This is a genomic window from Bradyrhizobium sp. CIAT3101 (genome assembly GCF_029714945.1).
GTDB lineage: Bacteria > Pseudomonadota > Alphaproteobacteria > Rhizobiales > Xanthobacteraceae > Bradyrhizobium.
The window spans coordinates 6,190,146-6,202,199 of the sequence record NZ_CP121634.1 but is presented as its reverse complement, the minus strand read 5'-3'; the positions used below and the strand labels follow the sequence as shown (position 1 = coordinate 6,202,199).

Annotated in this window: 11 protein-coding genes; all 11 read right to left on the bottom strand. The window is 64.9% G+C overall.

Annotated features, from left to right (window positions below; translation table 11 throughout):
- Positions 1–180 precede the first annotated feature (180 nt).
- On the bottom strand, positions 181–1,554 hold the full coding sequence (locus tag QA645_RS29315; RefSeq protein WP_283044883.1) for a cation-efflux pump: 1,374 nt from the start codon (positions 1,552–1,554) through the stop codon (positions 181–183).
- A gap of 246 nt (positions 1,555–1,800) precedes the next feature.
- Positions 1,801–2,772: a zinc-binding dehydrogenase gene (locus QA645_RS29310; protein WP_283044882.1), complete on the bottom strand. Its 972-nt coding sequence runs from the start codon at positions 2,770–2,772 to the stop codon at positions 1,801–1,803.
- Positions 2,773–2,797: 25 nt separating this feature from the next.
- Positions 2,798–3,793 (bottom strand): nitronate monooxygenase family protein, encoded by a 996-nt coding sequence (locus QA645_RS29305; RefSeq protein WP_283044881.1) that lies wholly within the window; start codon positions 3,791–3,793, stop codon positions 2,798–2,800.
- A 409-nt stretch (positions 3,794–4,202) separates the two neighbouring features.
- Positions 4,203–4,850, bottom strand: a complete 648-nt coding sequence (locus tag QA645_RS29300) for a hypothetical protein (RefSeq protein ID WP_283044880.1) — start codon at positions 4,848–4,850, stop codon at positions 4,203–4,205.
- 44 nt (positions 4,851–4,894) lie between these two features.
- Entirely contained in the window at positions 4,895–5,098 is a 204-nt protein-coding gene (locus QA645_RS29295; RefSeq protein WP_148754708.1) for a hypothetical protein, read from the bottom strand.
- Positions 5,099–5,265: 167 nt separating this feature from the next.
- Positions 5,266–5,979 (bottom strand): hypothetical protein, encoded by a 714-nt coding sequence (locus tag QA645_RS29290; RefSeq protein ID WP_283044879.1) that lies wholly within the window; start codon positions 5,977–5,979, stop codon positions 5,266–5,268.
- A 50-nt stretch (positions 5,980–6,029) separates the two neighbouring features.
- A complete protein-coding gene (locus QA645_RS29285) occupies positions 6,030–7,436 on the bottom strand; it encodes a hypothetical protein (RefSeq protein ID WP_283044878.1) in 1,407 nt (468 codons plus the stop codon).
- Positions 7,437–7,921: 485 nt separating this feature from the next.
- Positions 7,922–8,695 carry a fumarylacetoacetate hydrolase family protein gene (locus QA645_RS29280; protein WP_283044877.1) on the bottom strand — a complete coding sequence of 258 codons (774 nt, stop codon included), beginning with the start codon at positions 8,693–8,695 and terminating at the stop codon, positions 7,922–7,924.
- Positions 8,696–8,706: 11 nt separating this feature from the next.
- On the bottom strand, positions 8,707–9,726 hold the full coding sequence (locus QA645_RS29275; protein ID WP_283044876.1) for a 2-dehydropantoate 2-reductase: 1,020 nt from the start codon (positions 9,724–9,726) through the stop codon (positions 8,707–8,709).
- 114 nt (positions 9,727–9,840) lie between these two features.
- Positions 9,841–10,269, bottom strand: coding sequence for a CBS domain-containing protein (locus QA645_RS29270; protein ID WP_254130234.1), 429 nt, complete (start codon positions 10,267–10,269; stop codon positions 9,841–9,843).
- A gap of 195 nt (positions 10,270–10,464) precedes the next feature.
- Entirely contained in the window at positions 10,465–11,799 is a 1,335-nt protein-coding gene (gene oxlT, locus QA645_RS29265) for an oxalate/formate MFS antiporter (RefSeq protein ID WP_283044875.1), read from the bottom strand.
- Between the last annotated feature and the right edge of the window lie 255 nt (positions 11,800–12,054).

The window sequence follows — 12,054 nt, the reverse complement described above, 5'->3', positions numbered from 1 at the left end:
AGTATCGAAAGCAGCCCCACGTCGCTTTCGAATCACAGCGATTTGAATCCAGTTTGCGCAGGCTGTCGAGAGTCAACGAAAGGTTAACGCGAAATAATTCTTATCCAACACGGAGTTCGTGCGCTTCCACTCCGCAAACTCACGTGCGCGATGAGTCCGAAACGAGAACGTGTGACTCCATCACGCGCGTGGCGGTTCGGCGTGGCTGATGACGCGCTTCACGCTCGGGAACGCACGACGCAAGCGGCGCTCGATCGCGTCGACTTGCTCGTGCACCTTGATCACGCTCATCGACGGTGTGGCGCGGCAATGGAAGTTGACGATCTCGCCGCCCTCGGTATCGCGCACGCGCACATTATGGATGTCGTGGATCTCGCCGCCGGCGGCATATTCGGTGAGCGCGGCGGCGATGGTCTGCACCCGTTCCGGCGCGGCATCGACGCCGAACGGCAGTTCCGGTTCCAGCGGCTCGATATGGACGTCGACCTCGACGTCGGCTCCGAACTCTTCCTGGATGCTCCGCTCCAGCGTATTGGCGACGTCGTGGGCGGCCTCGAGTTGCATGTCGGCATCGACCTCGAGGTCGATGCTGACGATCAGCTTGGCGCCGAGATCGTGCACCGTGACGTGGTGGATGGCGAGGCCCGAATTATGCGCGATCACCATGATGCGGTCGCGCACGGTCTCGTTGTCGCGGGCGACCGGCACGGCGGTGAAGGTGAGGTCGGCATCGCCGAAGGCTTTGTCGACGGCGCCTTGCGCGTTGCGCTTGATCTCCTCGACGCGGTCGATCGGGTAGGTTCTGGGCACGTTGACGATGCTGTCGATGAAGGTGGTCGCCCCGACCATGCGCACGCGCAGGCGTTCGACGTCGATCACGCCGGGCACGCTGCGGATCGCGGCGGTGGCCTTCGCCTGGGCGCCTTCCGGCGCGCGGTCGAGCAGCGTCTGCACCGTGGAGCTCGCCATCCGCAGGCCGAGAGCCGCGATCATCACGGCCACCGCTGCGGCGGCCGCCGCGTCACCCCACCAGAAGCCGAAGGCTGCGAGGATCAGGCCGACGATCACGGCGCACGAGCCCATGACGTCGGAGGCAAAATGCAGCGCATCGGCGGCGAGCGCCTCGCTCCGGGTCTCCCGGGCCGCGCGGTGCAGCGCGCGGGCGCGCCAGAGATTGACGACGATATCGATCACCAGCACCACGAACGGTACGGCCGAAATCGTCGGTGGCGGGGTTCCCTCGCGGAGGTGGCTGTAGGATTGCACCAGAATGCCGCCGGCGAGCACGTAGAGCAGGGCGGTCACGCCGAGCGCGGAGATGCTCTCGAGCTTGCCGTGGCCGTAATGGTGCTCGTCGTCGGCCGGCTTGTCGGAGACCCGCACCACCGCCCAGGTGATGATGGTCGCGACCAGGTCGATCGAGGAGTGCAGCGCTTCGGAGACCAGCGCCAGCGAGCCGATCGCGATGCCGACCACGAATTTGGCCGCCGCCATGCCGCCGCTGGCCAGGATCGAGATTGCCGCGACCGATGTCTTGTCGTGTTGTCCGCTCATGGCCGGGATTTAGCAGGGCGTTCGCGAACATCAAGCGACGATCCACAGCTGTAGTCGCAAGTGAGTTGCAGGAGCGAAGCTATTGCGAATGCTTCCGAATTGAATGCTGGGCTTATGCCGCAAGCTCAGCTCTCGTAGGGTGGGCAAAGGCGCAAAGCGCCGTGCCCACGAGTTCTCCGTGATGGATAAAGATCGTGGGCACGCTTCGCTTTGCCCACCCTACGAGACCGGACTCCGGAGCGACGGCTACGGCACCGTCACCACGATCTTCCCGAGGTGCTTGTTCGCCTCCATGTGCTCGAACGCCTTGTCGATGTCATTGAACCCATAGACCTTGTCGATCGGCAGCTGCAGCTTGCGCGATTCCACCGCGCCCCAGATGTCCTTCCTGACCTCGTCGAAGATCGCGCGGACCTCCTCGATGGAGCGGGTGCGGAAGGTGACACCGATATAGCTGATGCGGCGGGCGGCATGCAGGTCGAAGTTGAAGTCGGCATGGGTGCCGCCGAGCCGGCCGACATTGATGATGCGGCCCAGGATTTTGGTCGCGGCGAGGTTCTGGTTGGCGACCTTGCCCGAGACCTGGTCGACGATGAGGTCGACGCCTTCGCCGTTCGTCGCCTTCAAGACCTCGTCCACCCATTTCGGATCGGAGGAGTCGACCGCGAGGTCGGCGCCATATTCGGTCAGGCGGCCACGGCGATAGGCATCGGTCGAGGAGCCGATCACCATCCTGGCGCCCTTGAGTTTTGCGATCTGCATCGCCATCAGGCCGACACCGGAGCTCGCACCCTGGATCAGCACGGACTGTCCCGGCTGCACGCCGCCGACGGTGACGACGGCGTTGTGCATGGTGGCGAGCGCGACGGGCAGGGTGGCGGCTTCCTCGAAGTTCATGTTCGAGGGCGCGCGGAACAGCCGGCCGTGGTCGGCGAGCGTGTACTCGGCGAACGCCGCGCCGCCGGAGCCCATGATGCGATCGCCGACCTTGACGCCCTTCGCATCCGGTCCGAGCTCGGCGACTTCGCCGGCCCATTCCATCCCGAGCACGGTGCCGACCCCGCCCGCGGCGCCATGGGCGTGGCCCTTGCGCATGCCGGTGTCGGCGCGATTGAGCCCACAGGCGCGCACGCGAACCAGCACTTGCGTGCCTTTTGGTTTAGGTTGAGCGACCTCGGAAATCCGAGCGCCGTCAGGGCCGTAGACATAAGCCTTCATGAATTACTCTCGCTTCTTACAGTGATTATTCCGCTGCTTGCGCGCTTGGTTGAGCGATCATGCCTTCGAGCCGGCTGCGAATGATCGCCTCGGCTTCGCGCACGATGCGCGAGATCAGCTCGCCGCAGCTCGGGATGTCCTGGATCAGGCCCTGCACCTGGCCGGCCGACCAGATGCCTTCATCCGAGTTGCCGGTCGCGTAGACCATCTTGCCGCGGGCGCCGGCGACGAGCTCGCGGATGTCCTCGAACTTGGCGCCTTCCTTCTCCATGGCGACGACCTTGGTCGAGATCTCGTTCCTGGCGACGCGCGAGGTGTTGCGCATGGTGCGGAAGATCAGCTCGGTCTCGCGCTCGTCATTGGCGACGATCTTCTCCTTGATGAGCTGATGGATCGGGCTCTCCTTGGTCGCCATGAAGCGGGTGCCCATGTTGATGCCCTCGGCGCCGAGCGCCAGGGCGGCGACGAGGCCGCGGGCATCGGCAAAGCCGCCGGAGGCGATCATCGGAATCTTGACCTTGTTGGCGGCGGCCGGGATCAGGATCAGGCCGGGGGTGTCGTCCTCGCCGGGGTGGCCGGCGCATTCGAACCCGTCGATCGAGATGGCGTCGACGCCCATCCGTTCGGCCGAGAGCGCGTGGCGGACGCTGGTGCATTTGTGCACGACCTTGACGCCATGCTTTTTGAACTCGTCGACATGCTCCTGCGGCTTGTTGCCGGCGGTCTCGACCACGGTGATGCCGGCTTCGATGATGGCGGCGCGGTATTCGGCGTAAGGCGGCGGCTTGATCGCGGGCAGGATGGTGAGATTGACGCCGAACGGCTTGTCGGTGAGGTCGCGGCAGCGCGCGATCTCCTTGGTCAGGTCCTCCGGCGTCGGCTGGGTCAGCGCGGTGATGAAGCCGAGCGCGCCGGCATTGGCAACGGCCGCGACCAGCTCGGCCCGCCCGACCCATTGCATGCCGCCCTGGACGATCGGGTGCTCGACGCCGACGAGTCTTGTGAACCGTGTCTGCAACATCGTCTGTTTCCCCCACCTGCTTGGCAGGCTCTGTTTTCATTTGATGGGCGGAGGATGCCGTCGGGGTCGGCAAAAGTCTATTGCGCCGCCGTGCGGTGGGTCATGCGGGCAGTGGGGGTGATTCCGCAGGGCGGATAATTGGCGTCTTTCCGTCATCCTGAGGTGCGAGGCATGGGACGCAACGCGTCCCATGGAGAGCCTCGAAGGATGAACGGCCACGCCGTGAGAGCCGGGCGTCGCCCTTCGAGGCTCGCTCAGCGTCGCGATGCGCCGCAGAGCGCGCACCTCAGGGTGACGGTCATAGATGAGTTTCGTAGCCCGGATGGAGCGAAGCGCAATCCGGGGTTCGTGCAACAAGCGACGCCGGTCCCGGATTTCGCTGCGCTCCATCCGGGCTACAGGCCCTCAGCTACTCCGCCGACAGCCGCACCATCTGGCGGCCGCCGTTCATGTCTTTCAGGCTGTTGACGAAGTTTTCCGGGCGCTGCCAGCGATAGGGGACCTTCAGGCCCATGTACTCGGCGATGTCGCCGATGAAGCCGGTGCAGTTGGTGGTCTCGGCATTCCAGACCGGCGAGCTCGCCTGCAGCTTCTTGATGTAGGCGAAGACGCGCTTGGCATCGGCTTCGTTGAGATACACGCGATAGCTCGCGGTCAGATATTCGGGGTCGAGATCCCCGTAGCTCGCGCCGGTCTCCGATGGCACCCAGGTGAGGTGACCGAGCACGTAACTCCAGGTGTCGCCCTTGGGCGTGAGGCCCGCGACCTCGACGGCGCGCTCGCTGGTCTTGCCGTACCAGACGAAGGCATGGCCCCAGCTTGCTGCCGTCCGGGCGCGGAAGTCGACGTAGTAGGGACCTTTCTCCGCACGCGCGACCGGGCGCCGCGTCGATTGCGGCGCCTGTTGCGACGAGTCGGTCGTAGCAAGCGCATTTGCATCGGCAACGCGCTTGTTCGCTTCGTGGGCCGAGGCCGATGGCATCATGCATGCGGTCATGGCCGCAAGCCCGAGACCTGCAAGGATGCAGAATCCCGAGCGATCAGGTCTGTTCGTCACGCTGTGCCCCTCGACTGTCGGCCGGCTACGCAGATGCTTGCAGCTCAGTAGCGCGCTGCGACCGGGCCGGGCGCCTTGCCGATCGGGGCCTTGCCAATCGGGCTCTTGCCAATCGGCATCTTGCCGATCGGGGCCTGCTCGGCCGGATAGACCGGCACGGGCTGGCGGCGCGGCAGATCCGCAGCGTTCGCAGCCGTCACCAGAGCAAGCGTTGCACCCAGAACAAATACAATCTTCTTCACAGTCATACCCCTAGCAGGTTTGGTCCAAACACGGCTGAGCCGTGCCCCCAGACACGCCTCACACAAGGGCGGCGGAATGCGTCCACAGTGCGGCACCCCCGCGACTTGTTGGCGGCATTGATCGGATCCGCACAGATGTGTTGTATTTCGGAGTGTTTCTGCCCGCCGCGCTTTCAGCGGTCGGCGGTGAGGCGGAAATGCATCTCGATCTTGGCCGGCGATGGCTCGCTCGAGGTGCGCCAGGGTGAAAAGCCGGGCATCGGATCGGGATCGGAACCGAGATCGATCGGCCAACGCTGCGTCGGCACGCCCGGAAGTGTCAGGCTGACGGCGCGGTGGCGCGTCTTGTACATCAGGGACACCGTGGAAATGATCGCCTTGCGGTCACCGTCATGCGCGCGCCAGTTCGCCGGCAACATGGGGTTGGCATAGCCTTTCGCTTCCTCGACCTCGATGTGCACGTCCTCCTCCTTGTCCGGCAGGGCCATGCCGGGGGGAAGCCGAAACTCGATCTGCAGCGTCATGAAGCCATGGCTGAGATCGGGCGAGCGGATGAGTTCGTACCATCCCCAATAGCCGAGGATGGCCACGATGAGCAGCACGGTGACAGCAAAAGGAAAGGAGAGCCGCGTGGTGCGGGGTGGCGCGGCATCGGCGGTTTCCGCAGGCGGCTGGGGCGCGTCCCGGACCAGACCGAAGCGCACGAACAGCCAGATGCCGGCAACCAGGCCGACCATGCCGCCGATCGGGCCGATGTTGAAGAAGGCCCCCATGGCGATGCCGCCATCGCGGTCCGGTCCCGCCAGCATGACGACCAGCGCGGCAAGGCCGGACCAGCCGGCGAGCGCGCCGAGGACAGCGGACAGAAAGCCGAGGATGATACGCATGTGCGGTTGGTCGCAGCCAATTCAATCGCGGTTCGAACCGGTCGGCGGCTTCACCCGATCCGGTTCAGGCTGTTGCGGATGGTCGAGAAGATGCCGCCGATGTCCTTGCGGAGCGCATCGAGCGCATTGAAATTCTCGAAGATGCGGGTGAGGCGGTCTTCGACCTCGCGCTTGCTCCTGGTCAGCGCGTCGACGCGCGAGGTGAGGGTGACATCGCCATTGGCCTCGATCTCGCCGACGGTTTTGGCGAGGAGATCGCGGGTGGTGCTGACATCCGCGATCATGGCCTCGATGCCGAACACCGGCGCCTTCAGCGGAACGAGATCGGCCTGTGATTTCGACAGCTCCGTCTTGAAGGCGTTCAGGGTCGCCAGCGTTTCCTGCAGCGCGCCGAGACGCTGGCGCGACTGGAGAACGAAATCGTTCAGCGCGTTCTGGCGGTCGACCAGTGTGTTGCCGTCGGGATCGGTCTCGACGTCGGCGAGCGAGCGTTCGAGCTGGGCCCGGCGCTGGCCGAGCTCCTCGAAATCGAGCCGGATGGTTTTGAGGATGTTGGTGCTGTCGTCGATCCGGGCCAGGCGCTGCTCGATCTCGTTTTTGTTGTTCGACAGCGTCTCGACGCGTGTGCTGAGCGGGGCCTCGCCGCCGGTCTCGAGCTCGTCGACGCTCTTGGCGAGCCGGTCATGGCTGAGGCTGAGCTCGCCGATCAGGGCGTTGATGCCGGCGTCCGACGATCGCAGCGGCGCCAGCTCGGCATAGGATTTGGCCAGATCTTCCTTGTACTGGTTGAGCGTCGCGAACGTGTCCTGCACCGCGTTGACCCGGCCCAGCAGGGTCGAGACGTCGCGGGCGATGTCCTTCAGGCGGTCGGCGAGATTGTTCTTGCGGTCGTCGGTCTCGAGATCGAGCAGCGCGCGCTCGAGCTGGTTCTGGCGGTCGCGGATCTCGGTGAAAACGGGTTCGACCGCGCGGCGCTGATCGGCAACCTTGCCGACCGTCTCGCGCAACGCCTGCTGGCGGCGGCGGATCTCGGCGAGCTGGTCGTGCATGTCGGTGGACTGGTTGCGGCCCTGCTGGAGCAGCGCGCGCTGCTCGGTCTCGCCGAGCTTGTCGTGGAGCGCGGAAACGGACTCCCTGGGATCGCTCTCGATCAGGTGCTGGACGGTGGTATCGAGGTGATTTTGCAGGGCGTGAGCGACGACGACGTCTTCCCGGGTCTTTTTGAGACGGTCGCGGAGCTTGTCGAGGCGCCGGTCCTGACGCGAGAGCCGCCAGGCCGAGGCGCCGATCAGCGCCAGTCCGACCACAAGGATCGCGCCGGCTGCGATGCGTTGCGGCATCGGCAGGGCGGCAAACATACCGGGCAGATGCGTGATGTCGTAACCGAACGCTTGCGGGGCGAGAAACGCGATGGCGGCGAGCAGGACAACCCAGGCAACCAGGAAAAACAGCCCCATCGTGACGCCCCCGCGCCGGCACACATTTTCGCCATGATTGCTATTGGAGAGCGGAACCGAGATCAAGGGCCGGACGGGTTGCCGGGGCGCCTCCGGTCGCACGATTCACAGCCGGTTGCGTCGGCCGTCCGCTGCACGGCCGGTGCAGGTTGCCGGGTTCTCCCGACGTGGACATTCGCAGCCCGGATGGAGCGCAGCCCAATCCGGGGCGCGGCACCCTCAGCGCGCGTCAAGGCGAACGGGCGCACCCCGGTCTATCATTTCCCGAGGAAGTTCGAGCGCATCTTGTCGGCGAACCAGACCAAGAAGATCGCACCGAACGCGAGAGCAAAGTACAGAACCGTCCACAAAAGCGCATGACCGGCTGTCGTCATGGCATCCTCCCTGGCATCAGAAATTGATTGCCGGGAGGATAGCGACGGCCACGACGGCGCAATTTGCGCAGGATCAATTTTGCCGCGCTGCGGCGAAAATCACCGGCGAGGCTACAGCCGAAACTCGTTGGTCAATTCGCCGATGCCGTCGATCGCCACGGTGACCGTGTTCACGGGCTCCTTCATCACGCCGACGCCGACCGAGGTGCCGACCGCGATGAGGTCGCCGGGGAGCAGGGTCATGTCGTGGGAGATCTTGCTGACGAGCTGTTGCGCGCTGAAGATCATGTCGGCGATCGGATAGTTCTGCCGCTCCGCGCCGTTGAGGATGGTGCGTACCGTGAGCTTTGCCGGATCGAGGCCGGTCGCGATCACCGGGCCGAACGGACCGTAATCGTCGATGCCCTTGGCGCGGGCCCACTGGGGAAAGGTGGGATCGCTGGTCAGGATGTCGTTGGCGGTGATGTCGTTGACGCAGGTATAGCCGAAGATGAAGCCGTCGGCTTCCGCCGGCGAGACGCGGGCGCAGGTCTTGCCGATGACGATGCCGAGCTCGCCCTCATAGGTGGTCTTGCCGTCGTAGTAGGAAGGACGGCGGATCACGGCGCCGGGCGTCGTGATGGTGGTGGTGGCCTTGAGCAGGTAGAGCGGCTCCGGCGGCTCGGGCTGATTGAGCTTGGCCGCGAGCGCGTGAAAATTATTCCAGAGCGCAACGATCTTGCTGGGCGCGCAAGGTGCGAGCAGCTCGACCTCCGACAGCGCCAGGGTTTTGCCGGTGGCCGCGTTGCGGCCGAACATCTCGCCTTCATGCACGCTGATGCCTGATGCGGTCAGCGTGCCGAAGCCGGTCGCGCCGGCGTGGCGGAAGCGGACCCAATGTTTCATCTCGCCCGCCATCACGCCACCGCCAGTGCGCGAGGATCGGTAGGCGCGGAGACGCCGTCATACAGGCCGGCGACGCGGGCGCGCTGCGTCACCATCGCCAGCACCGAGTCGAGCGCGGGCGTCGCGATCTTGGTCAGGCGGCCCATCTCCTGCACCACGGTGACGAGCGGGTCGATCTCCATCGGCCGGCCGCGCTCGAGATCCTGCAGCATCGAGGTCTTGTGTGCGCCGACCTTGCGGGCACCCTCGATGCGGCGCTCGACATCGACGCGGAACTTGACGCCGAAGGTTTCGGCGATCGCCTGCGTCTCCACCATGATCGCGCGCGATAGCGCCCGCGTGGACGGATCGGTGCAGATCACGTCGAGCGTTGCGTGCGTCAGCGCGCTGATCGGGTTGAAGCAGACATTGCCCCAGAGCTTCAGCCAGATCTCGTCGCGGATGCGGTCGAGCACCGGCGCCTTCAGGCCGGCCGCGACGAACAGGTCGGCGAGGCGCTGCACGTCCGACGTGATCTCGCCGGACGGCTCGCCGAGCGGGAAATTGTTGCCGTAGACGTGGCGGATCACGCCGGGCGCCTCGAGCTCGGTGGCGGGATAGACGATGCAGCCGATGGCGCGTTCGGCCCCGAGCTCGCGCCATTGCCGGCCGCCGGGATCGATGCTCTCGAGCGTCGAGTTCTCGTACTCGCCGCCGTGCTTGTGGAAGTACCAATAGGGGATGCCGTTGACCGCGGTGACGATGCGGGTGTGCGGCCCGAGCAGCGGCTGCATCTTCTCGATCACGCCGGTGATCGAATGCGCCTTCAGCGTGACGATGATGTAGTCCTGCACGCCGAGCTCGGCCGCGTTGTCGGTGCAGCGGGGATAGACGGTGTGCTTCTCCTCGCCGGCGAGCAGCGTCAGGCCGTGCTCGCGCATCGCGGCCAGATGCGCGCCGCGTGCGACCAGGCTGACATCGGCGCCTGCGCGCGCCAGCTGCACGCCGAGATATCCGCCGATCGCGCCGGCGCCGTAGATGCAGATCTTCATGAAATCCTCGCGGGATCAGAAACCGGAAAATTGGGACGAAAGATCCGGTCCGGCTCGGAGGTGTCCGAGCCGGGGCCGGTAGTCGCAGGGGAAGAGGTTCGCCGCTTTAAGTGATCAGGCTGCCGCTTGCGGCGAGCCGTTCAGCGCCTCGTCAACGGCAGCCGCGATGTCGCGCATGCTGATGACAGAGACGAGGCTGTAATCGTCGATCACGGGCAGGTGCCTGATGTGATTCCGGTTCATCAGGTGCCGGACGTGCTCGATCGTATCGGACGAGGTGCAGGAGACGAGCTGCTGCACCGATACGAGCTGCGAGACCTTGACGTTGATCGCATTGGCGCCGTGCTCGGCCACCGCGCGCACCACGTCGCGCTCGGTGAACATGCCGACCGCGGTGTTGCCTTCGGAGCGGACCACGTCCTTCACTACCAGCGCGCTGATGTTGTTGGCCCGCATCAGCTTGGCGGCGATACCCACCGTTTCGTTCATTCGCACCGTGACAACGCGCGGCGTCTTCTTGCGCAGAATGTCTCCGACCAGCATGGCAACCTCCCTGGGTGAACGATGAGGGAAGTGTGGTATACATAATGCCAATCGTCAAGCGCTGGTTTTGGCTGATCCGAAAATTCTTGCGGCAGCAATACTGACGTTTGTCGTCGGGACCACGCAGCAGGATCGCAAAGAAAAAAGGGGCGCATCGCTGCGCCCCTTCTGACCGTCGTGCCGGCGTGTGGTCGGCTACGCCGTCCCGGTCTTGGCTCTGGTTTCGGCACTTGCAGTTGCGGTGCTGGCGCTCTCGGCTTCCTTGCCCAGGATGAAGGAGCGGCGCAGCGGCTTGATCACGAACAGCGCCATCAGCGCGGCCGTCGCGTTCAGCGCCACGGCCACCACGAACACGGCCTTCCAGCCATAGGCGGTCGAGATCACGCTTGCGAGCGGGACGAGCAGGGAGGCGGTGCCCTTCGCGGTGTAGAGCATGCCGTTGTTGGTGGTCGCATATTTCGAGCCGAAGGTGTCGCCGCAGGTGGCTGGGAATAGCGAGTAGATCTCGCCGAACACGCCGAAATAAATCGCAGTGGCGAGCACGAACACGATCGGAACGTGACCGTAGGCCGACAGAGTCAGCAGCATCACCGCCGCCGTGCCGAAGGCGATGAACATGGTGTGCTCACGGCCGATCGTGTCGGACACGAAGCCGAAGAACGGGCGGCCGAAGCCGTCGAAGATACGGTCGAGCGAGATCGCGAACGTCAAGGCGGCCATCTGGAAGCCGGCAAGCGAGACCGGCGTGTCGGCGATCTTGAAGTCGTGCGCGATCGGCGCGATCTGGGCCGCGGTCATCAGGCCGCCGGAGGCGACCATGACGAAGACGAGATACATCACCCAGAAAATCGGGGCGCGCAGCACCTGCGGCGGGGTGAAGTCGATCTTGGTCTGCGGCAGGTTGAGCTGCTTCTTCTTCGGCGGGATCGAGAGCCGCGGCGGCTGGATGAAGAAGGCGAGCACGAACACGATCACGCCCTGGCCGATGCCGAAGGTGAGGAACGCGTGCTGATAGCCGCTCGTCGCAATCATGGTCGCGATCGGCACGATGGTGAGGGCTGCGCCCGCGCCGAACCCGGCGGCGGTTGCGCCGGCGGCGAGGCCGCGGCGATCGGGAAACCATTTCAGCGCGTTGCCGACGCAGGTGCCGTACACCGCGCCCGCACCCATGCCGCCGATGACGGCCGCCGCGTAGAGCACGGGAAGCGAGTCAGCGTAGGAGTTGAGGATCCAGGACAGTGCGATCATCACGCCGCCGAACATGATGACGATGCGCGGGCCGTATTTGTCGACGAACCAGGCCTCGATCGGCACCAGCCAGGTCTCGGTGACGACGAAGATGGTGAAGGCGAGCTGGATCGCGGCGCGACCCCAATGGTACTTGGCATCGATCGGATCGACGAACAGCGTCCAGCCATATTGCAGGTTCGCGATCATCGCCATGCAGACGATGCCCATTGCGAGCTGGAGCCAACGGAAACCGGTTCGTAGGGGCGCAGCGGTCACGGCGCCGTCCGTGCTGGACATCATCAACAACCTCCCAAGCGCCTGTCTGGTCACGACACTGCTGCCCATATGACGGAGTGTCGCAAATATTGTGGCTTATCGTCGCAAGCGCGGGCGGCAGCTTGGTATACCATATTCCAGAATGCAAGGCCTATCTTGCCGCCCGGCTCAAGAAAAGTGCAGGTTCCTTCGGGTTTCCGGTATTAGGGTATATTCGGGCAAAACGAAAACGCCCGGCCGTGAGGCCGGGCGTCGTTCGCGAGATGGTGTTGGTTGGAC